This window comes from Roseateles sp. GW821-FHT09G03 (genome assembly GCF_059416045.1).
Genome location: NZ_JBWKOK010000003.1, coordinates 88528 through 108567, shown reverse-complemented (window position 1 = coordinate 108567; position 20040 = coordinate 88528). Strand labels below are relative to the sequence as shown.

General features: G+C 64.2%; 20 protein-coding genes. 4 read left to right on the top strand and 16 right to left on the bottom strand.

The window, feature by feature from the left end:
* Positions 1–10: 10 nt before the first annotated feature.
* The 8 genes from prpC to AC07OZ_RS12700 all read right to left on the bottom strand — a co-directional run bounded on the left by prpC (position 11) and on the right by AC07OZ_RS12700 (position 6826).
* Positions 11–1183 (bottom strand): bifunctional 2-methylcitrate synthase/citrate synthase, encoded by a 1173-nt coding sequence (gene prpC, locus AC07OZ_RS12735; RefSeq protein ID WP_495467473.1) that lies wholly within the window; start codon positions 1181–1183, stop codon positions 11–13.
* A 53-nt stretch (positions 1184–1236) separates the two neighbouring features.
* On the bottom strand, positions 1237–1668 hold the full coding sequence (locus tag AC07OZ_RS12730) for an acyl-CoA thioesterase (protein WP_495467472.1): 432 nt from the start codon (positions 1666–1668) through the stop codon (positions 1237–1239).
* A gap of 531 nt (positions 1669–2199) precedes the next feature.
* Positions 2200–3096 carry a serine/threonine-protein kinase gene (locus tag AC07OZ_RS12725; protein ID WP_495467471.1) on the bottom strand — a complete coding sequence of 299 codons (897 nt, stop codon included), beginning with the start codon at positions 3094–3096 and terminating at the stop codon, positions 2200–2202.
* A 123-nt stretch (positions 3097–3219) separates the two neighbouring features.
* Positions 3220–3783, bottom strand: coding sequence for a hypothetical protein (locus AC07OZ_RS12720; RefSeq protein WP_495467470.1), 564 nt, complete (start codon positions 3781–3783; stop codon positions 3220–3222).
* The gene (locus tag AC07OZ_RS12715) at positions 3780–4628 is read right to left on the bottom strand and encodes a bis-aminopropyl spermidine synthase family protein (RefSeq protein ID WP_495467469.1); all 849 of its coding nucleotides are present in this window, start codon (positions 4626–4628) and stop codon (positions 3780–3782) included. The genes AC07OZ_RS12720 and AC07OZ_RS12715 overlap by 4 nt, the downstream gene beginning before the upstream one ends.
* Before the next feature lie 136 nt (positions 4629–4764).
* Positions 4765–5418 carry a hypothetical protein gene (locus AC07OZ_RS12710; protein ID WP_495467468.1) on the bottom strand — a complete coding sequence of 218 codons (654 nt, stop codon included), beginning with the start codon at positions 5416–5418 and terminating at the stop codon, positions 4765–4767.
* Entirely contained in the window at positions 5415–6476 is a 1062-nt protein-coding gene (locus tag AC07OZ_RS12705; RefSeq protein WP_495467467.1) for a hypothetical protein, read from the bottom strand. The genes AC07OZ_RS12710 and AC07OZ_RS12705 overlap by 4 nt, the downstream gene beginning before the upstream one ends.
* Positions 6473–6826 carry a hypothetical protein gene (locus AC07OZ_RS12700; protein ID WP_495467466.1) on the bottom strand — a complete coding sequence of 118 codons (354 nt, stop codon included), beginning with the start codon at positions 6824–6826 and terminating at the stop codon, positions 6473–6475. Before AC07OZ_RS12700 ends, AC07OZ_RS12705 begins: the two co-directional genes overlap by 4 nt.
* A 42-nt stretch (positions 6827–6868) precedes the next feature.
* Here AC07OZ_RS12700 and AC07OZ_RS12695 point away from each other — a divergent pair, with 42 nt between their 5' ends.
* Positions 6869–7525, top strand: coding sequence for a hypothetical protein (locus AC07OZ_RS12695; protein WP_495467465.1), 657 nt, complete (start codon positions 6869–6871; stop codon positions 7523–7525).
* A gap of 345 nt (positions 7526–7870) precedes the next feature.
* Here the strand turns inward: AC07OZ_RS12695 and AC07OZ_RS12690 are convergent, their stop codons facing one another.
* The 7 genes from AC07OZ_RS12690 to AC07OZ_RS12660 form a co-directional block, all read right to left on the bottom strand.
* Positions 7871–9232, bottom strand: coding sequence for a TRAP transporter large permease (locus AC07OZ_RS12690; RefSeq protein ID WP_495467464.1), 1362 nt, complete (start codon positions 9230–9232; stop codon positions 7871–7873).
* Positions 9229–9816, bottom strand: coding sequence for a TRAP transporter small permease (locus AC07OZ_RS12685; protein ID WP_331616326.1), 588 nt, complete (start codon positions 9814–9816; stop codon positions 9229–9231). Before AC07OZ_RS12685 ends, AC07OZ_RS12690 begins: the two co-directional genes overlap by 4 nt.
* A gap of 7 nt (positions 9817–9823) precedes the next feature.
* Complete coding sequence (gene dctP, locus AC07OZ_RS12680) at positions 9824–10843, bottom strand: TRAP transporter substrate-binding protein DctP (protein ID WP_495467463.1); 1020 nt, start codon at positions 10841–10843, stop codon at positions 9824–9826.
* A 229-nt stretch (positions 10844–11072) separates the two neighbouring features.
* Complete coding sequence (locus AC07OZ_RS12675) at positions 11073–11873, bottom strand: HvfC/BufC N-terminal domain-containing protein (protein ID WP_495467462.1); 801 nt, start codon at positions 11871–11873, stop codon at positions 11073–11075.
* Positions 11870–12742, bottom strand: coding sequence for an MNIO family bufferin maturase (bufB, locus tag AC07OZ_RS12670; RefSeq protein ID WP_495467461.1), 873 nt, complete (start codon positions 12740–12742; stop codon positions 11870–11872). Before bufB ends, AC07OZ_RS12675 begins: the two co-directional genes overlap by 4 nt.
* Positions 12743–12746: 4 nt before the next feature.
* Positions 12747–13034, bottom strand: a complete 288-nt coding sequence (bufA2, locus tag AC07OZ_RS12665) for a BufA2 family periplasmic bufferin-type metallophore (RefSeq protein ID WP_431049986.1) — start codon at positions 13032–13034, stop codon at positions 12747–12749.
* A gap of 149 nt (positions 13035–13183) precedes the next feature.
* Entirely contained in the window at positions 13184–14608 is a 1425-nt protein-coding gene (locus AC07OZ_RS12660) for an aminotransferase-like domain-containing protein (protein ID WP_495467460.1), read from the bottom strand.
* A 113-nt stretch (positions 14609–14721) separates the two neighbouring features.
* Between AC07OZ_RS12660 and AC07OZ_RS12655 the strand changes: the two genes are divergently transcribed.
* The 3 genes from AC07OZ_RS12655 (at position 14722) to AC07OZ_RS12645 (ending at position 17922) form a co-directional block, all read left to right on the top strand.
* The gene (locus AC07OZ_RS12655; protein ID WP_495467459.1) at positions 14722–16008 is read left to right on the top strand and encodes a hydroxymethylglutaryl-CoA reductase, degradative; all 1287 of its coding nucleotides are present in this window, start codon (positions 14722–14724) and stop codon (positions 16006–16008) included.
* Positions 16009–16090: 82 nt separating this feature from the next.
* The gene (locus AC07OZ_RS12650) at positions 16091–16537 is read left to right on the top strand and encodes a hypothetical protein (protein ID WP_495467458.1); all 447 of its coding nucleotides are present in this window, start codon (positions 16091–16093) and stop codon (positions 16535–16537) included.
* Complete coding sequence (locus AC07OZ_RS12645) at positions 16537–17922, top strand: tripartite tricarboxylate transporter permease (protein WP_495467457.1); 1386 nt, start codon at positions 16537–16539, stop codon at positions 17920–17922. Before AC07OZ_RS12650 ends, AC07OZ_RS12645 begins: the two co-directional genes overlap by 1 nt.
* Positions 17923–17989: 67 nt before the next feature.
* Here AC07OZ_RS12645 and AC07OZ_RS12640 read toward each other — a convergent pair whose 3' ends face one another.
* Positions 17990–19771 carry a glycoside hydrolase family 16 protein gene (locus AC07OZ_RS12640; RefSeq protein ID WP_495467456.1) on the bottom strand — a complete coding sequence of 594 codons (1782 nt, stop codon included), beginning with the start codon at positions 19769–19771 and terminating at the stop codon, positions 17990–17992.
* Between the last annotated feature and the right edge of the window lie 269 nt (positions 19772–20040).

Genomic DNA, 20040 nt, shown 5'->3' with positions numbered 1-20040 from the left:
CGGGGGCACCTCAGGGACGCTGTGCCAGCGGGACGAAGACCTGGTCTTCCGGGCCCGTGTAGACGGCGCTGGGGCGGATGATCTTGTTGTCCTGGCGTTGCTCGACCACGTGGGCGGACCAGCCGCTGGTGCGGGCGATGACGAACAGCGGGGTGAACATGGCGGTGGGCACGCCCATCATGTGATAGCTCACCGCGCTGAACCAGTCCAGGTTGGGGAACATCTTCTTGGCGTCCCACATCACGCGCTCGAGGCGTTCGGCGATGTCGTACATCTTGGTCGAGCCGGCGTCCTGGGACAGGTGGTGGGCGACCTTCTTGATGACCTCGTTGCGGGGGTCGGAGACGGTGTAGACGGGGTGGCCGAAGCCGATGACGACTTCCTTGGCCTCGACGCGGCGGCGGATGTCGGCTTCGGCTTCGTCGGGGGTGTCGTAGCGCTTCTGGATCTCGAAGGCGACCTCGTTGGCGCCGCCGTGTTTCGGGCCGCGCAGGGCGCCGATGGCGCCGGCGATGGCCGAGTGCATGTCGGAGCCGGTGCCGGCGATGACGCGGGCGGTGAAGGTGGAGGCGTTGAACTCGTGCTCCGCGTAGAGGATCAGCGAGGTGTGCATCGCGCGTTCCCAGCTCTTGGTGGGCGGCTTGCCGTGGAGCAGGTGCAGGAAGTGGGCGCCGATGGAGTCGTCGTCGGTTTCGACCTCGATGGAGCGGCCGTTGTGGCTGTAGTGGTACCAGTACAGCAGCATGGAGCCGAAGGAGGCCATCAGCTTGTCGGCGATGTCGCGGGCGCCGGGCAGGTTGTGGTCGTCCTTCTCGGGGAGCGAGCAGCCGAGGGCGGAGACGCCGGTGCGCATCACGTCCATGGGGTGGGCGGCGGCGGGCAGGGTTTCGAGCGCGTCCATGACGGCGGCGGGCAGGCCGCGCAGGGCCTTGAGCTTGTCCTTGTAGGCGCGCAGTTCGGCGACGTTGGGGAGCTTGCCGTGGACGAGCAGGTGGGCGATCTCTTCGAACTCGCAGCGTTCGGCGAGCTCGAGGATGTCGTAGCCGCGGTAGTGCAGGTCGTTGCCGGTGCGGCCGACGGTGCACAGGGCGGTGGTGCCGGCGGCGACGCCGGACAGGGCGACGGACTTTTTGGGCTTGAAGGCGGGGGCGGCTGCCGCGTTCGCGGTCGTGGTGTCGCTCATGGGGATGTCTCCTGGAGATGGAATCTGGGAAGGGATTCGGAAAGGCGGATGGCTCAGAGGTCCGATGCAGACGAGGTTAGCGGCTGCGGCTCGGACGGCGTGCGAGGGGTGATTCGGCAAGGCTTGCCGGCGGCGACGGCGACCATCTCGAAGGTGGCGCGGAGGACGTCGGAAGGGGCCGCATTGTCGATGCGGGCGTGGACCTCGACGGTCATCGAGGTGCCGCCGACGCGGGAGACGCGGGAATGGATGTGGAGGACGGAGCCTACCGGGACCGGGGCGAGGAACTGCACGTCCTTCACGGCGACCATGACGATGTCCTGGAAGCAGAAGCGCGTGGCGACCATGTGGGCGTTCTGGCCGAGCCAGGACAAGGCCTCAGGGCCGAACAAGGTGCCGTAGTGGTTCGCGTGACGCGGCAGCACCAGCTCGCTGCGAAGCATCTCCGTCGAAGAAGCGCTCGACAGCGCAGTAGGCCAGTCCATTGCAGGTTGTGAAATTGGCAAGTTCACAATGTTCGCAGCGGATGGGCCGACGGGCAACGATGAAGTTGCGATGGGTTGCGAAGGCGGGAGGGCCGGTTTGCGAAACTTGTGAAGTTCTGGCTCAGGTGAGCTGGATTTCAGAAATGTCTACGAGCGCAGACTTTTCGCTGTTTTCGACACCCAAAACTCAGAAAAGTCTACGAGCGTAGGCACAACCTGACCCCAAGCATGAAGCGTTTGATCAAGTCCCCTGAAGCCCTCGGGCTCGTCATCCGAGCGGTACGGAGGTACTCGAATCTGCTGCTAGACGGTTTGGCAGGGGTGGCCGAGGCGAGCAAGCAACTTGTGATGGATGCAGAACGCGCTCAATGCTGATTGGGAAGTGGCTGCAATTGATAGACGAGCTTGGCCTCCAGCTGACTGTCGACATTGCTGACGACTTAGGCCTCAGGCGGGGACGTCAAAGAGAATGAAATGACCCCCAGGAGTCTCTAATCTTCTTCGCCTCGAGAAGGCCGCGCGACTAGATGCTTAGCCGATGGCCGCAACGAGCTCCTCAACTTCTTTTAAGGATTGAGGTCGACCTTCAGGATCGTCATCGATCATGGCAACCACGAGTTCTCGAAGTTTTCCATTCGCTGGGCATTCCCTTTTTGATGGGATACCCGCAGAGATTTTTCCTGTAGCCAAGTACCAAAGTAGCTTGCCCACCTGAAAGATGTCGGAGCGATAGTCAACTGGGTGAGCCTTGTTCCTCGAGTACTCAATCAGCTCGGGTGAGGAAAAGAAGACAGGACCAACGAACTCCGTGATCTGCGTGAACGTATCCATCGGACGACCCGATACGTCTTCCCCTTGTCTCTTCGCTAGTCCGAAATCGATCATGAGCACGGCCTGCCTATCGCCACCCGCCCATACAAAGTTATCAGGCTTGATGTCCCGGTGAATGAAGCCGACCTCATGCAAATGAGAGACAGCCGCGCAAATGCCCGGCGTCATCCGCTTCAGGTCTCTTACCGATAGTGGCCCGACATGCTCGATGTGTTGGCGCATGTTCAGGCCGCCAAGCTGCATTGCAGCCCAAGGGATGGATCGGAGAGTCTGCGGAGCCTGTTGTGATGAGACCTGAACATGGCCTGCATCAAAGAACTTTGAGATGTACGGCGAATTCAGTTCTCGAAGGACACGGACTTCGTTGCTGAACCGGTCGGTTCGCGGCACGCTGCTTTGACGGAGAATCTTGACCGCGCAAGCCGGGCCAACGTCTCGGAAACCGCGCATCTTGTTTGCAGTGAAGACAACCCCGTTACCACCGCCGAGCGTAGCTCGCTGTAGACGGTAAATCTCCAGGCTGTCACTCGTAATGTGCTCCGGAACATCGAATCGACCGAGGTTTCGATTGCCATCGAAGAGATCGATGTACAGCATGACTCACCCCCATTCGATCGACTAGTCGTTGAATGCGTCCGTGGACGTTTCCGGATCTCAAACCGCCATCTGTAGCAGCTAGGGCATGCGAAGCTCTATTGGAACCACGATGTCCGAGTCCAATCATCGCAACAAGACGGCGTAAGGATCAGCCAATCGAGCCGCCAGCCCGAGATGCACGGCGCTGTCTCCCGAGTTCGGTCCTGCGCTTGGGTCATAGACCAAACACGCTTTGTCGAGATGGCCCCGGATGTAGTCAGCGCCACTGCGGCCAGCGCACCGACCCACGCCCACACGCGTCTGAGCCAAAGAGAGCGCTAGATTGATGGGCTCTAACGTCTTGAGTACAAGTGCGAATCGAGACCCCAGAACCTTGACTCCTTTAGGAATCGGTTCGTAGTGTTTCCCATCGACGCTGTACTCCGTCGCTTCACCTTGTGCATAGTGATGCGAATTAATCTCCTGCATCAACAGCCGAACGGTCAGGCCTTTTGCCGTTTCTTCCTTTACAAAAGGCTGCACCGCCGTCAGCGGGTGGCAGCTGTTGCCGCCATAACCCCAGAAAGAGACTCCGGCTTGCTCAATCTCCGCTCGCTTACGACGGATGATGTCTTCAAGCGTCTCGCTTGCGTGAACACCCACCTTCATGTAGAGAAACGAGTCGCCTGGGCTGAGGATCGAGCTCATTTTTCCTGCTCCAGAAGTTCTAAGGCATAGGTGACATCTACAGCCTTGCCATAGTCGACACGGGCGTGCTCACGCACATATCGGACTCTCAATGGCTGCGCCTTGCCATAGAAGTCTTCCAGTCGGCTGCCATGCAGCGCATGGCTTTTGGTGGGCAGCACTCGATCGGGGTGGGAGCGGAAGAAGAGGTTGCACGAACGCAGGTCCGGGGCGTCATCCAAGTGATACTCATGCAGGTTGGTCTGCATCTCTTGGACATAGAACCCTTGTTCAAGCGCAAATTTTTGCGTCTGAGCCAAAACGCGAGCCGACCAGGGCACCTTGGGATCATCCGCAATCACAACGGCCCCCACAGAATCAGCCCCACAGGCCTCCATACCTCGCTCGGCAAATACCTTCACGCTCTCGCCATCATTGCTCGCTCCCCACGGGGGATTCGTATAGAAGGCGTTGAACTTGCCAATCAACTCAGAAGGCAGCTTGTCGATGCAGTTGTAGAGCTGCGAATCGATTCGATCACTCATCCGGTTGGCATCGGCAAAGCGCTTGACGGCATTGACGATCCTCTCGTCAAAGTCGAGCACGAGGATACGAGCAGGACCTTCCGAAAGGACGGCTTCATGCAGCAGATACGTGAGGCAAAGACTGATGCTGTCTCCATCGCCGATGAAGATCAGATCTCGACCAGAGAAGCGCTGCGCGATCAAACTGGTCTGCAAGACCATGTCGCCCGCCTTCATGTAGATCTGGTCGAACTCGCGTAACGGCGGCGGTCGATTTTGGATCACGTCCGAAACCGCATTGATGGCTTGACGTAGGTCAAGCTGCGTCTTTTCTCTTGCCATCGGCCCTCCCTTTGAGCATCCCAGCCAAGACAGCTTACTAGTACCAAGTACTGTTCGATGGCGCACAAATGGGGGGGGTGGCTATTCCCGAGTAGCGTCGAGGCAACAGTCGGACGCATCAGCCCATTTGCAACACTTATGGCTTGAGCCACCCAGGAGCATTCCGCACAAGCTGTTCGTTGACTAGATGGGTCAATGCGGCGGTGAAGCGCAATGCATCACCGCTAGCGACCTGGTGGTAGACAAAAGCGACGGCCTCGTCTGCCCGCGGGGCAAGTGCAAGGGCCCGACCGACAAATGCCAAGCCTCGGGCCTGCGCCATGCGAATGAAGATCTGCTCCAAGCAGATCAAATGTCCCTGGAGCGCAGAGATACAAGGGTCGAGACGCCCCATTTCGGGGAGTGCCAGAATTGCGCGCTTATCCCCGGTGGCAACGTCGAGCAAACCGCGATGCAAGGCGACGACCAAGAGCATCAATTCGCCCTCGTCCAGATCAAGCTCGTTGATCAAAGCAATCGCCATCAACTCGGCAGCCTTCAAAGCCTCCGCCTCGGTCAACTCTATCTCGACAATTGAGGTCAAAGCTGCCTGTAGTCGATCCGCCTCGCCTTGACTCGCGCACAGCTTTCGTCGGCGGCTTTCGTCCGCCACTCCCATGTAGCGCAGCATCACCTTGATCGAACCGACCTCGCCTCGGCCCCGGCCGACGGCAGCCAAGCCCTCTTGGAAACAGCCCATCCGGGCGAGCTTGATCACGACATCGTTATCGATCAGAAGCGTCAGGCTCATATGGGCGCGACCGCTTCCAAATATGCGCGAGCCTGCTCGTCGATGGCACCATGCCCATGTCCATGCCCATGCCCATGTCCATGCCCATGCTCAAGCTGAGACCACAACACACGATTGACGAGGGCGCTCGGCGCGTTCGGCTGCTGGGGAAGAAGTTTTGCCGCCGCCATTGCTCGGCTCCAGTTATGAGTGCTGTGCCCATAGCACATCACGATGTGCCCAGGATCAATACCCAATTGGGGTGCTGACTGCAATGCCAACGCGGCCAGCTCTTTAGCTGAACCATGTGCTGCCGAGGTCAGCTGACCACCAAGAACGCTGAAGCTCGACTGGCCTGTAAGAAGTTGCTGTGCGTATGCATCGGCCGCAGCCTCCTCATCGTCATCAACTAGTTCGTCCGCTCGATTGTTGGGATCCAACGGGTCGGCGTCGACAATGGCCCCCGCATCCTCCAAGTGACCCAATGCGATGTGCCCCAATTCATGAGCCACATGGAACATGTATTGGGCATCAATGCCTGTCTCGCGCGCCACCAAGATCGCGTGGCGCTGGCCCAGCCTTACGGCAATGGCCGTCACGCCCTTGGTGGTCGAGGGGAACACACGCAGATGCAAGACAGGAATTCCAAGCGACCAACAAGCCGTCAGCACGTCGCCAAAGGAGACAAAAGCCCCACCGGAGCCTAGCAAGGCTTGGCGCAGAACAAGAGGATCCTTCGGGACTTGGTGCACCACACCAGCCGCCATTACTCCTAGTGCGATCCGACCCACGCCTCGGGCAAAAGCGACCAAAGCCTCCCTGCGAGGACCGTCCACCAAGCGCATGTGCTTGAACTTGGTAGGGCCGGCTTGAAGGAATCCAACCGGCAGGTTGTCGTCCAGAAGAGTACGCGGATCCAAACTGAGGCGCCGGGCCAGCAGGAGCGAAGCCAAGGTTTTGGCAGATGGCGAGTTGGCATCTGCCGGCTGCCACCACTCGGGCAACGCCGCATCCACCAGCTCTCTAGACAAGCCAGTATCGAGCAGTCTGTCAACAAAATGGTCTGCTGAAGTCGTCATTTGGTGCCCGAACCAACTGTAGCAACAGCGCCGGCCGCGCGGATGACTGCCGCGATCGCGCGGGCATGCTCCGGCGTGCCGTTCCACACTTCCCAAATTGCGGATGCCAATGTGGGATCGACGATGGGGCTTGTCTTCAACGGTCCCTTCGGTGACGTTGATTGCCTCTCAATTGCATAATTGCATAACTTCTTGAACGCCCGCCCTTCGCGCACCGGTTCGCCACCTAGTACGCGACTGACTGCAGCTTGGCTCACTCCTGCAAGCTTTGCCAGATCTTCTTGTCGAAGATCTTCTTGCTCTATCCAAAGCAAAAGGGCGATCCATCGCTCCTTGATTTTGACGCTCATTCGCGTTATATTACTGCATAAATGCATTCGCGGAATTGCCTAATGAACGTCACACCTGAGCGTTTTTGCTGGACGCGCTTCGGGACAGAGTCCGGAGAGCCCATCGAAGAAATCCTCAGACGCAAGGAAGCACAGCGCATCGCCCACGACGGCATGTTTCTTTGGGGCATTGGCAATAGCGTTGGACCTGCCGTTCGCGAACTCGTGCGACTTGAGAAGCAGCCAAAGGTGGTGTTTTCGCCCATGCGCAGCAAGCCCAAGAGCGTGGACGTGGCGCCTTCTCGAGTGATCACGTGGACCCGAGCCTTCACGCTCGATGGCGACGAATGGGCCATGCCGGAAGGGCTGCATGTCATCAGCCGCGGGGCGACGGAAGCCGGGGCCTTAAAGCGTGCGCACTATGCGCTGGTCTGTCGATCTAGCGCTCCCCTTGTGATTTCGTCCGATACGGCCGCTCAGATTCCATACGAGGGATTGGTCAATCTACTTAGCCAGAACAAGCTTGGCCACTCGCAAGTCACAGCCGTTGTTGAGCAGAAACCACGCGAGGAGGGTCCTCCGGCAGGCACCGTCTACGCAGTCGGTTTCGTGGCCGAATTGGTCTACCCATACTTCGTCCGCCTAGGCGATCCAAGCTTCGAGGGTGGAGCATGTCCGAGGCGCCGGGCAGAACAGTCTGTGCTTGAGCTGACCAGTTGAACCTTGCCAATCCATGAGGATGCCTCTCGCTCATGGGGGCCACAACACCTCGACTCGCAGTGCTTCCGCACAGCTTTCAATTCAGGCCGCGTCGCTCCTGACCTGAATGAATGTCCTGGGGCAATCCAAGGCGTTCATTCCCACTCACTCATTTCAACAGATAGCACTGCTGCGCCGATTCATAGACACCATTGCGCGCACTGCCTTGTCGAGGAAGGCCGGATCGCACGCCCTCACCCTTCGTCAGGTCAGCCACTGCATTCGCGTTGCCCTTGAATGCCCTGAGTCGACCCACGGAAGCGGCAGGCGACTCAGGTTGCAGTTGGCAGATTCACCTGCGTCGCCTCAATGCCCCGCCACCACCTTCCCCATCACCAAATCCGGCAACCCCGTCGCGATGCTCGGGAAGATGCAGATCAACACCACCGCCAGCAGCATCAGCACAACAAACGGCAGCACGCCCCAAATGATGTCCCTCAGATCGATATCCGGCGCGATGTTCTTGATCACGAAGATGTTCAACCCCACCGGCGGGTGAATCAGCCCCGTCTCCATCACGATCGTCATCAGGATCCCGAACCAGATCAGGTCGAACCCCGCCGCCTTCAGCGGCGGCAGGATGATGGGCGCGGTCATCAGGATGATGCTGACCGGCGGCAGGAAGAAGCCCAGCAGGATGACCATCAGCAGCACTGCCGCCAGCAGCACCCATTTGGACAGGTGCATGCCGACGATCCACTCCGCCACCGCCTGGCTGATGTGCAGGTAGCTCATCACGTACGAGAACAGCAGCGACATGCCGATGATGAACATCAGCATGGTCGACTCCTTCAAGGTCGACGTGAGGATGGGCGCCACGTCCCGCGGTCGCCACACACCGTAGATCACCGCGATCAGACCCAGCGCCAGCAGCGCGCCCAGACCCGCCGTCTCCGACGGCGTCGCGAAGCCGCCGTACAGCGCCACCATCACGCCGATCAGCAGCAGCACGAAGGGCACGACCCGCGGCAGCATCTCGAACTTCTGACGCGTGGTGAAGGTCTCCTTCGACAGCAGCGCCGAGGCTGCCCCCGTGCGGTTGAACTCGGCCTCGGCCAGCGCGTACTCCTTGCGGTAGCGCAGCGCCGCGTAGACGGCGAACAGCACCACCAGCAGCACGCCCGGCGCGATGCCCGCCAGGAACAAGCGGCCCAGCGACTGCTCCGCCGCCACCGCGTACAGGATCATCGTGATCGACGGCGGCAGCAGGATGCCCAAGGTCCCGCCGGCCGCGATGATGCCGGCCGCGAAACCGGGCGAGTAGCCCCGCTTGCGCATCTCCGGGATGCCGGCGCTGCCGATGGCCGAGCAGGTGGCCGGGCTGGAGCCGGCCATCGCCGCGAACAGCGCGCAGGCGAAGACGTTGGCGATGCCCAGCCCGCCGGGGATGCGCCCCATCCAGACGTGCATCGCCGCGTACAGGTCTTGCCCCGCCCGGGACTTGCCGATGGCCGCCCCCTTCAGGATGAAGAGCGGAATGGAGAGCAGCGTGATGCTGGCCATCTCCTCGTAGACGTTCTGCGTGACCGTGTCCAGCGCGGACGCCGGCATGAAGAGGGCCATGAACAGCACCGCGACGCTGCCGAGCGCGAACGCGATCGGCGCGCCCGAGAACATGAACAGCAGCGTGACGATGCCAAACAGTGAGCCGAGGACGAGCATGCTCATGCGCCCACTCCCGATTGATTTGCCGAGTTGTTTTTCTTGAAGAGCCCGTTGATGCGCGCAGTCAGTTGAACCAGCAGTTGCAGGCTCAGCAGCGTCATGCCCAGGGCCATCAGGCCGTAGGGGATCCACAGCGGCGGCGCCCAGGACGACGAGGTCGTCTGACCCTCGACCCAGGCCTCGTGGAACAGCGTCCACGACTTCCACGCGAAGAAGGCGCAGAAGGCCGTGCACAGCAGGTCCACCAGCGCCAGGCGCAGGCGGTTGACCGACCGCGGCAACAGCCCGGCCATGGCCTCGATGCCCACGTGCCCTCGCAAGGATTGGACGAAGGCGCCGCAGAGGAAGGTCGCACCGACCAGGCAGAAGACCGCCGCCTCGTCCTGCCAGTCCGTGGACGCCTTCATCACGTAGCGCGAGACCACGCTGTACGTCAGCACGCACGAGGCCACCAGCAGCGCCAGCATGCCCAGCACGACCACGCCTTGATTGATGAGGTGCAGCAGCCGCGCGAGCGGCAGCAGCACCGCCGGCGTGTCGGGGTCGATGCCGGCGACCGCCGGCTTCAGTTCAAAGCCGTGGCTCATCGCGCTCTCACAGCAGCTTCTGGGCGGCCTTGAGGATGGCCGCGCAGGACTCGTTCTTCTCGGCGAAGTCCTTCCACGCGGTGTCGCGCGCGATGGCCTGCCACTTCTTCAGCGTCGCCTCGTCCATGTCGTAGACCTTGGCGCCGGCCTTCGCATAGATCGCGGCCGCGGCCTTGTCATCGGCCTTGGCGGCATCGCGGGCGAAGACCTCCATCTCGGCGCCCACGCCCATGACGATGTCCTGCTGCGCCTTGGGCAGCTTGTTGAAGACCTCCTTGGAGATCATCAGCGGCTCCAGCATGAACCAGTAGGTGCGCTCGCGACCCGAGGTCAGGTGCTTGGCGATCTCCTCCAGCTTGAAGGAGATGAAGCTGGTCGACGAGGTCATCGCCGCGTCCATCGCGCCGGTCTGCATCGCCGCGTAGATCTCGTTGGACGGCAGCGTGATGACCGACGCGCCGGCCTGCTTCAGCATCATGTCCATCTCGCGGCTGCCGCCGCGCACCTTCAGGCCCTTGGCATCGTCCGGCGTCACCAGCGGACGCGCGCGGCTGGCCACGCCGCCCGCCTGCCAGACCCAGCTGACGATCATCACGCCCTTGTCGTCCAGCACCTTGGACAGCAGCTTGCCGACCTCCGCCGTCTTCCAGGCCGCGCCCTGCTCGTAGCTGGGCACCAGCGCGGGCATCAGACCGGCATTGGTCTCGGCCACCTCGCCGCCGGCATACGACAGCGGCACCAGGCTCATGTCCAGCGCGCCCTTGCGCATGGCGGAGAACTGGGCGTTGGTCTTCATCAGCGACGAGCCCGGATAGACCGCCGCCTTGAGCGCTCCGTTCGAGCGCTTCTCCACCTCGGCGGCGAAACGGCGGCACAGCCGGTCGCGGAAGTCGCCTTCGGTCAGCGTGCCGCTGGGGAACTGGTGGGAGATCTTCAGCGCGCTCGCTTGAGCGTGCGCGGTGGGCAGCCAGACGGCTGCGGCGGTGCCGGCGGCGGCACCCATCAACTGGCGTCGAGTCAGGGTCATGCTTGTCTCCAGGTCCGCCATGGGTGGCGGTATGCGGGCGGAGTGTCAAAGCGGCCCCCGACCCGATCAATCAACCTGTCGTTGCGACCTTTACCTCCGACGGAAGGATCGCGGGCTAACCCTGAGGCCCCTGCCCCGGCCCCAATGGAAAAGGGCCTCGCATCGCGCGAGGCCCTGCTTCATTCACACCGTCGTCACATCGGCGAGGCGCGCCGACCATGGGCGCTGCTCAACGAACGAGCAGCTCCTCGTCCACCCAGCGACGCAGCAGCATGCCCATCTCCGCGGCGACGTTCAGCTCGGGCTGCGCTTCGGCCAGGACCGCACACGTTTCTGCGAACGTGCGCCCCGAGGCCAGCGCGTCCAGCGCCTGAGCCTCGAGCGGCCCCAGGCTTCTGAAATGCGGAGAATGGCCGCGCCGCCAGATCAGCAGATTCAGCGGCTTCGCCAGCGGCTGCGCGGCCGGCGGCGTCTCGTCGCCATCGAGCGCCTGCCACAGCGCCAGCGTGTTGAAGGACTGCTTCAGGCGCGCATAGCTGGGCGGCAGCTGAAGTCGCAGGTCGGCCCAGTCCTCGGGCGCCAGCGACGCCAGGTCGGCCATCGTGAGCGTGGGCGCATCAGCGGCATCAAAGGCGCTGCGCAGCGCCCAGTCCAGCGCGGCCAGTTCGCCGATCTCTCCGTCGTCCGGCCACCGCTGCGACAGCCACTGAGCGAAGTCCGCGCCGTACCAGCGCAGGCTGAAGTGCTGCGAGCCGTGACCTTCGACGAAGGCCAGCGCCTCGCGCTCGAACCACTCGTCGCCGAGGTATCGCCGCGTGTGCCCGTAGCTGTCCGCCAGCGTCTCGTGCAGCCGCGCGCGATAGGCATGGTGGTAGATGGACAGGCGTCGCTCCGTGGCGATGCCAGGGCCGCGACGCAGCCTCGTGCCGATCTGGCTGGGTTGCCCGATCAGGTAGGCCTGCAGCGACTGCTGCAGGTCCAGGAGCTGAAGGGCCGGAAAGGAATGAAGGGGCGTCGCGATGTCGTTCATGCGGCCTTCCTTCCGGCGTCGCCGGGCCAGATGGTCGCCGTGATCACGCGGGCCTGATCGAGCTCCACCAACAGCTCCGACAGCGGCGGAATGTGGTCGTCCCGCTCGATCATCGTCGCCACCGGGCCGAATCTTCTGAGCGCCTCGGCGTACAGCTGCCAGACCGGCTCGGCCACCGGCTGGTCGTGCGTGTCGATCAGGTGGTCGCCGTGGTCGCTGTGGCCGGCGACGTGGATCTGCTGCACGCGCTCCGCGGGCAACGCATCGAGGTAGGCGAGCGCATCGAACCCGTGGTTCACCGCGCTCACATGGATGTTGTTCACATCGACCAGCAGCAGGCAGTCGGCCTGTCGCGCGACCTCGGCCACGAACTGCGCCTCGGTCAGGCTGGAGTCCGCGTAGTCGAGATAGCTGGAGACGTTCTCCACCACCAGCCGGCGGCCGAGCGCGTCCTGCGCCTGACCGATGTTGCGCACCACCACCCGCAGCGCCTCGTCCGTGTAGGGCAAGGGCAGCAGGTCGTGCAGGTTGCGGCCGTGGACGCCGGTCCAGCACAGGTGGTCGGAGATCCAGAGCGGCTCGACGCGACGGGCCAGCGCCGCCAGTTGCCGCAGGTAGTCCGCATCCAGGCCGGCCACGGCGCCCAGGTTCATCGAGACGCCATGCATCACCATCGGGACTTTCGCGCGGATGCCGTCCAGCATGGCCAAGGGCTTGCCGCCGGGCACGAGGTAGTTCTCCGAGATCACCTCCAGCCAGTCGACCGGCTGGGGTCGCTCGAGGAACTCCCGATAGTGCGTGCTGCGCAGCCCCAGGCCGAAGCCCGGGCTCGGCTGCGCGACGCGCGAGACAGGTCCGGCGGGCCTCACGGATTTACTTCTTCGCGGACAGATCGCCGATCGTGCCGCCGGCGCTCAGGCACGACGCCGCGCTCATGCCCTTGAAGCTGTGGCCCTTGCACTCGTTCTGGCCCTTGCAGGCGTTCTCCGTGGTCTTGCAGTCCGCGTTGCCCTTGCACTCGTGCACGCCGTAGCAATGCACCTTGTCGCTGGCGGCCACGGCCAGGCCGCTGCTGCCCTGGGGCGCGGGCGCCGCCTGGACGGACAGGGCGAACATGGCGGCGGCAGCGGCCAGGGCGGCGGATTGGGTCTTGCTGATCATGGGATGCACTCCGTAAGAAGGTTCAGGTGGATGAAGCGGAGCGCTCCTGCGCGTTCCGCACCCTTCTATTCGCAGCCACCGCCGCGGAAGTTACAGCGCCCGGAAAATTTTCTTCGCCGCGCCCGTCGTCCCGCCGCACGCCGCACGCCTCACGCCCCCAATCGCCGCAACGTCGCCCGCAGCGCCTTCGCGAACCGGGGATCGGCCACCGCGCCGACGTTGAACCTCGCCCACGGCGACACCTTCGACGAATCGACACTGAAGATCCGCCCCGGTGCCATGACGATCTTCTGCGGCAGCAAGGCCTGCGCGAGCACCAGCGAGTCCGCGACACCGGGCAGCGCCGCCCACAGGTAGAGGGATCGGGTGCTCCTGGAGAAGATGTCCGCGCCCACCGACTCGAACAACGCCACCGCGGTGGCCGTCGCGCCTTCGAGCCGGCCCCGCAGACGGATCAGGTGCCGCTGGTAGTGGCCCTCGCTCAGCATCACGTCCACCGTGCGCTCGCAGTATTCGGAACTGCTGACGTGGATCAGCGCCTTCAGGTCGGCCAAGTCGCTGGCCAGGTCGGCGCCGCAGGCGATGAAGCCGACACGGAGCGCCGCCGAGAACGACTTCGAAAAGCTGCCGATGTAGATCGTGCGCTCGAGCTGGTCGAGCGAGGACAGCCGCGGCGACGACATCGGCTTGAAGTCCGCCAGCGGGTCGTTCTCGACGATCAGCAGGTTGTACTTCTGCGCCAGCTGCAGCACCCGGAACGCCTTGGCGGCGGAGAGGTCCGAGCCCGTCGGGTTCTGCGCCAGCGACTGCGTGAAAAAGAGCCTCGGCCGCTGCGTGATCAGGAGCTGCTCCAGCACCGCCAGGTCCGGCCCATCCGGCAAGCGCGGCACGCCCAGCACCTCCGCGCCGGCCATCTTGAGCTTGCCGAACAGCGGGTAGTACCCCGGGTCGTCCACCAGCACCTTGCCGCCGGGCGGCACGAAGTAGCGGATGACGATGTCCATCGCCTCGTTCGCACCATGCGTCAGCACGATCTGGCGCGGCTCCGCCCCGATCCCGAAGTCCGCCAGCTTGCGCACCAGGTGCTCGCGCAGCGGCGCGTAGCCGAAGCGGCTGCCGTAGCGGAACAGCGCGCCGAGACCCGTGCGCACGACCTTCTGCTGGTACTTGTCGAGCCGCACATCGGCCAGCCACTCGACCGGCGGGAAGCCGTCACCCACCGCGAGCGCGCCCGGCTCCGTCTTGAGCTGCTCACGCATCAGCCACACGATGTCCATCGCCCGGCCGAGGCTGCCCGCCTCGCTGTCGACGGCCTTGGTCGCGGGCCTGTCCAGCACGAAGTAACCCGCGCCGCGCCGCGGCTCGATCAGCCCGCGCGACACCAGCAGTTCGAAGGCCGTCACCACCGTGTTCTTGGAGTACCGGTGCAACTCGGCGAGTTCGCGCAGCGAGGGCAGCTTGTCTCCGACCTGGTAGGCGCCGTCCTCGATCTGTCGCTGAACGGCATCGGCCAACCGGATCGGCAGCGACACGGCGCGCGGCGCGGCCGCAGGTTTCATGCGAGAAACGGTCATGCGGTCCCCTTCGGTTCGCGCGTCCATCCGGCCACTGTCCCGACAAACTGTACCTTCTTGTTTGGGTACACATTCCCTACATTGCCCCTGCACCGTCACCCGCAGGAGACATGATGGTCGTCGACTCCCGGCTTCCCAACTTCCGCAGCCTCTCGCCGTATCAGCGCTTCGAGCACATCGCCAGCGTGACCGACCTGAGCGCCGAGGAAGTCGCCCTGGTCACCCAACCGGGCGCGCTCAGCGTCGAACGCGCCAACGGCATGGTCGAGAACGTCATCGGCACCTTCGAGCTGCCGTTCGGGATCGCCGGCTACTTCCAGGTCAATGGCCGCGACGTGCTGATCCCGATGGTCGTCGAGGAACCGTCGGTGATCGCCGCCGCGTCGTTCATGGCCAAGCTGGCGCGCGAGTGCGGCGGCTTCGAGACCTCGAGCACCGGCCCTCTCATGCGCGCCCAGGTGCAGGTCCTCGGCATTACCAATCCGCACGGCGCGCGACTGGCGCTGCTGAAGCAGCGCGACGAGATCCTCCAGGTCGCCAACAGCCGCGACAAGGTGCTGATCGGCCTCGGCGGCGGCTGCCAGGACATCGAGGTCCACGTGTTCCCCGACACCGCCCGCGGCGCCATGCTCGTGATGCACCTGATCGTCGACGTCCGCGATGCGATGGGCGCGAACACCGTCAACACGATGGCCGAAGCGGTCTCGCCGCTGGTCGAGCAGTTGACCGGCGGCACGGTGCGGCTGCGCATCCTGTCGAACCTGGCCGACCTGCGCCTGGCGCGCGCCCGCGTGCGCCTGACGCCGGAAGTGCTCGAGACCCGGGAGCGTCGCGGCGAGGACATCATCGAAGGCATCATCGACGCGTACGCCTTCGCGGCCATCGACCCCTACCGCGCGGCGACGCACAACAAGGGCATCATGAACGGCATCGACCCCGTCATCGTCGCCACCGGCAACGACTGGCGCGCCGTCGAGGCGGGCGCCCATGCCTACGCGTGCCGCGGCGGCCGCTACACGTCGCTGAGCACCTGGGAGAAGGACGGCAGCGGCGCCCTCGTCGGCACGATCGAGATGCCCATGCCGGTCGGCCTGGTCGGCGGCGCCACCCGGACGCATCCGCTGGCGCGTCTCGCGCTGAAGATCATGGGCGTGAAGTCGGCGCAGGAACTCGGCGAGATCGCCGCCGCGGTCGGCCTGGCGCAGAACGTCGGCGCCCTGCGCGCACTCGCCACCGAGGGCATACAGCGCGGCCACATGGCCCTGCACGCCCGCAACATCGCGCTCGTCGCGGGGGCGATGGGTCACGAGATCGAGCTCGTCGCCACCTGCATGACCGACGAACACGACGTTCGCACCGACCGCGCCGTCGCGCTGCTCAAGGCGATACGCGGCCAGTGATCACCGCGGACCGGACCGCGCTCTCCGCAGCCGCCTCGATCGGCGGACTGCATCCGGCATAGAACAACGACGGAGACAAACCATGACGGACAGCAGCACGACACGACCGCGGCGTTTGATCGAGGTATGGGGCGACACCGCCGATCAGGGCCACCTGGCCTGGTCCATCGGCATTGGCGTGGTCGTCAGCCTCACCGGATTCCTGATCGCCAACAGGATCCTCAAGGGGAGCGTCGATTCGCCCGAGCTGGCGCGCGCCTACGCCATGCTGGCCGGCCTGGTGGGCTGCGTGGTCGCCGGCCTCATCTGTGCCTTCCTGTTCGCGCCCCAACGCGAAGTCGTCGACGGTGTCGGCGCCGATCCCCGTTGGCGCGAAGAGGTGCTCGCCGGGCTCGCCGCGCAATACGGCGGTCTGGGCGCCGTCGCCGACCTGCCGCCGGCGGTGGTCAAGGAGATGAAGGAGCTTCAGATCTACGAGCTGTTCGCCCACTACCAGCCGGCGGCGATCGTTGAAACGGGGAGCGCCTGATGGACGCCGCGCTCTTGGGTCAACTCTCGTGGGCCGCCGGCATGGGCCTGGCCGGCGCGGTGGTCTTCGCCGCGATCGGCCTGGTGTCCGGCACCGACGAGACCACGACCCTCGCGCCGCTGACCCTGCTGGTCGTGCTGCTCGGCGTGCCCGCCGCCGGCGTGTTCACCTTCTTCCTGGCCGGGGCCGTCGCCAAGCACATGACGCACGCCGTGCCGACGGCGCTGCTCGGCATCCCGGGCGACACCATGGCCACGCCCTTGCTGCAGGACGCGAACGTGCTGCGCCACCTCGGCGTGCCGCACATCGCGCTGCGCAAGATGGTGTCGGGCGCGATCATCGCGGCCTTCGTCGCCGTACCGCTGGCGGTGCTGTTCGCCGTGCTGCTGGCCCCCTTCGGCCCGACGATCACCAAGGCCGCGCCGTGGATCTTCGTCGTCGCCGCGGTGTTGATCGCCTACTTCTCAGGCGGCCGCTGGGCCTCGGTGGCGGCGCTCGTGCCCTTCGTCGTGGTGATCATCGCGTTGCAGACCCTCACCGCGAAGTACAACGTCAAGCTCAGCATCAGCTACTTCCTCGGCATCGCGATCGGGCCGCTGGTGGCGGACCTGTTCTCGATGCTCTCGCCGACGAACAGGCTCCGCATGAAGCGCGACAGCGTGCGCACCTTCCAGCTCGCGCCGGACGTCAAGGGCTGGTCGGGTTACTTCCCGAATCCATTCAAGGTGCTGGACCGCAGCCAGACGACGTGGACCCTGGCGACGGCCACCGTGTCGAGCGCGACCTTCGTGTTCAGCCCGGTCGCGATGACCGTGGTGCTCGGCGAACTGGTCGGCTCGCGCGTCAAGCATGCCTACCATCGGCTGACGACCGTGCTGAGCGCGCGCAATGGCGTGACCGAGGCGACCTACATCGCCGAGGCGCTGATCCCGCTGATCGCGTTCGGGCTGCCGCTCAGCCCGGTGGCCGCGGGTCCGGCCGCGCCGCTCTTCAATGCGCCGCCACGCTTCACGGTCGACACGGTGACCGGCGAGACGCACAACCTGCACAACCTCCTGAGCCACTGGGAGTTCCTGGGCTACGGCATGCTGGCCGTGGTGCTCGCGGCGCTGGTGTCGTATCCGTTCGCGATGAACTACGCCCGGCGGGCCGCGCTCTTCGTCTCGACCCGCGTGAGCCACGAAGCCATCATCGCGACCTTCATCGGCCTGATCGTCGTGATCAGCGTCTGGGAAGGGCAGTACCTGGGGCTCCTGGTCATCACGGTGATGGGCCTGATGGGCGGCCTGCTCTCGCGCACGATCGGCTTCAACGCGGGCGTCCAGTTCATGGGCTACTACATCGCCGTGCTGACCGTGCCCGCGCTGCTCAAGCTCGTCGCCTGAGAGACGCCGTCCCTGCGAATGAAGCGGAGCGCCACGAGGACTCCCCGGGGCACTCCTGCTCAGTCGCTCACTTCAGTGTGTAGCTCTGCTGCGCCGTGTCATACGCGCCGTTGCGCGCCGGGTCCCAGTAGGTGAAGTTGAAGCGCACGATGTCGCCCTTCTTCAGACCTGACACCGTGTACGCGTTGCCGCTGCCTTCCTTGAGCATGCGCACGTTCAACTGACCGCCGCCGTTGACCGTGTAGTGCACGTCGGCCCAGGTGCCCGTCGCCTGCGAGAACTTCACCGTGGTCGCCGTCGGCTGGCTGATGCCATCCGGTGTGGTCGGCGTGGTGGGCGGGTTCGGATCTGTCGGCGTCGTCGTTCCCGTGTCCCAGTACACGTCGTCGATCGCGAACTGGAAGGCCTGCGTCGGCAGCCGGTTGTTGTCGCCCGAGAACATGAAGATGTCCGCGATCGACTGCAGCGCGACCTTCGGTCCGATCAGCGTCGAGATCGGCACCGTGGCCGTCGCCCATTCGCCGTTGCGCACCAGGCCGAACGTCGTCGTGTTCGCCGGGAAGTTCACCCAGTTCTGGTTGGTGTAGGTATCGCCGATGCCGATGTTGAACGACACGTTCGCCGGGATCTTGATGCGGAACTTCAGGTTCCCGTTGCGGTAGTTCGTCAGGTCACGCAACTGACGCGCCTGGATGCCGCCGCCGAACCACTGCCCCGGCGTGTTGTAGCTCCAAGCGATGACGTTGGTGCCCTCGGCCGGCTGGATGTTGCCCGCGCCGGTCGACGCGCCGTTCCACAGGAAGATGTCCGACGTGCTGCCGGCCTGCAGCTTGTTGGTGATCGCCGTGTTGTCCGTGAACACGCCGAACTTGCCTGCCGCTTCCGGCACGGTCTGGTTGCCCAGCTTGACCTCGCCCTTGCCGTCGAGCTCGTACACGCGGACGTAGTCCACGTACATCGTGCCCGGCAGCGGCGCCGTCACCTGCGAGGGATTCGCCGCGTCGGTGAAGTTGCCGCCGACCGCCAGGTTCAGCAGGAAGTAGAACGGCGCGCGCAGGGCCTCCGTGTTCACCGGCAGCGGCTGGTCGTACATGTCGTGCTCGCCGTCGTTGTCGACGACGGTGAACCGCATCTGGCTTTCCGTCCAATAGAAGCGGTACTTCACGAAGCGGTTCGCGAACGAGGTCGTCGGCTTGTACCAGTTCTTGGTCTGCCACGCCGTCGAGGCCGCGCACGATTCATTGCCCGGCACACAGGCGGCTTCCGCGAAGGTGATCACGTTGGCGCCGACGAAGTAGTCCGGTCCCGGCGCGCCTGCGGCGGCCCAGGCCGACGACTTGTGGCCCAGCTCGGCGATGTCGATCTCGCCCTTTCGCGGCCAGGCCTGCGGGCTGGTGCCCAGCAGCCAGGCCGCCGGCCACAGACCCGTCTGCAACTGCGGCGTCGCCATGCGGATCTCGATCATTCCGTACTTCACCTGCACCTTGTTGAAGGTGTCGATCTTTCCCGAGGTGAACTCGTTGCTGCCGATGGTCTGCCGAAGCGCGCGGATCGCCAGCGCCCGCGTGCCCACTTCAAAGGGCACGTCGGCGATCGAGAGGTTGTTCGGGCTGTAGTACTCGAGTTCCGCGTTGCCGTAGCCGCAGAGATTGATCTGGCAGCCGTTGCCGTCGTACGGCGTCCAGAGCGAGGTGTTCAACGAGGCGCCGTTGAACTCCTCCGACCACAGCAGGCGACCGATGGTCGGGTTGGTCACGCTGGCGTCGGCCTGCGCGGCGGCAGTGACCAACAAGCCCAGCGCGGTAGCGCGCAGGAGACCCTGCGCATCGAAGCGGTTCTGCAATCCCATTCATGTCTCCAAGAGGTTTCGATGGTGTGCTGCAGGGCACCGATGAGCGCAGCCAGCCAGCGCTCTGCGTCACTGGTCCGGGTCCGCGGCTTGTCTCCTGCGACAACCATCCTAGGCAAGAAATGCGGATTCTGAAAGCGCTTTCATAAAATTGGGGTTTTGGATTGCAACGGCTTGAAAGCGGCGCCCCAGGACGAATCGAGTCGCGACCCGCTTGACCTTGCCACAGGGGCAAGGTTCAACATGCCTCGCGAGCGCTTGCTCCACCC

What these genes read in the sequence shown, in the direction of transcription:
- prpC (WP_495467473.1), bottom strand. Translation starts at nt 1,183, where the DNA reads ATGAGCGACACCACGACCGCGAACGCGGCAGCCGCCCCCGCCTTCAAG.
- AC07OZ_RS12730 (WP_495467472.1), bottom strand. Translation starts at nt 1,668, where the DNA reads ATGGACTGGCCTACTGCGCTGTCGAGCGCTTCTTCGACGGAGATGCTT.
- AC07OZ_RS12725 (WP_495467471.1), bottom strand. Translation starts at nt 3,096, where the DNA reads ATGCTGTACATCGATCTCTTCGATGGCAATCGAAACCTCGGTCGATTC.
- AC07OZ_RS12720 (WP_495467470.1), bottom strand. Translation starts at nt 3,783, where the DNA reads ATGAGCTCGATCCTCAGCCCAGGCGACTCGTTTCTCTACATGAAGGTG.
- AC07OZ_RS12715 (WP_495467469.1), bottom strand. Translation starts at nt 4,628, where the DNA reads ATGGCAAGAGAAAAGACGCAGCTTGACCTACGTCAAGCCATCAATGCG.
- AC07OZ_RS12710 (WP_495467468.1), bottom strand. Translation starts at nt 5,418, where the DNA reads ATGAGCCTGACGCTTCTGATCGATAACGATGTCGTGATCAAGCTCGCC.
- AC07OZ_RS12705 (WP_495467467.1), bottom strand. Translation starts at nt 6,476, where the DNA reads ATGACGACTTCAGCAGACCATTTTGTTGACAGACTGCTCGATACTGGC.
- AC07OZ_RS12700 (WP_495467466.1), bottom strand. Translation starts at nt 6,826, where the DNA reads ATGAGCGTCAAAATCAAGGAGCGATGGATCGCCCTTTTGCTTTGGATA.
- AC07OZ_RS12695 (WP_495467465.1), top strand. Translation starts at nt 6,869, where the DNA reads ATGAACGTCACACCTGAGCGTTTTTGCTGGACGCGCTTCGGGACAGAG.
- AC07OZ_RS12690 (WP_495467464.1), bottom strand. Translation starts at nt 9,232, where the DNA reads ATGAGCATGCTCGTCCTCGGCTCACTGTTTGGCATCGTCACGCTGCTG.
- AC07OZ_RS12685 (WP_331616326.1), bottom strand. Translation starts at nt 9,816, where the DNA reads ATGAGCCACGGCTTTGAACTGAAGCCGGCGGTCGCCGGCATCGACCCC.
- dctP (WP_495467463.1), bottom strand. Translation starts at nt 10,843, where the DNA reads ATGACCCTGACTCGACGCCAGTTGATGGGTGCCGCCGCCGGCACCGCC.
- AC07OZ_RS12675 (WP_495467462.1), bottom strand. Translation starts at nt 11,873, where the DNA reads ATGAACGACATCGCGACGCCCCTTCATTCCTTTCCGGCCCTTCAGCTC.
- bufA2 (WP_431049986.1), bottom strand. Translation starts at nt 13,034, where the DNA reads ATGATCAGCAAGACCCAATCCGCCGCCCTGGCCGCTGCCGCCGCCATG.
- AC07OZ_RS12660 (WP_495467460.1), bottom strand. Translation starts at nt 14,608, where the DNA reads ATGACCGTTTCTCGCATGAAACCTGCGGCCGCGCCGCGCGCCGTGTCG.
- AC07OZ_RS12655 (WP_495467459.1), top strand. Translation starts at nt 14,722, where the DNA reads ATGGTCGTCGACTCCCGGCTTCCCAACTTCCGCAGCCTCTCGCCGTAT.
- AC07OZ_RS12650 (WP_495467458.1), top strand. Translation starts at nt 16,091, where the DNA reads ATGACGGACAGCAGCACGACACGACCGCGGCGTTTGATCGAGGTATGG.
- AC07OZ_RS12645 (WP_495467457.1), top strand. Translation starts at nt 16,537, where the DNA reads ATGGACGCCGCGCTCTTGGGTCAACTCTCGTGGGCCGCCGGCATGGGC.
- AC07OZ_RS12640 (WP_495467456.1), bottom strand. Translation starts at nt 19,771, where the DNA reads ATGGGATTGCAGAACCGCTTCGATGCGCAGGGTCTCCTGCGCGCTACC.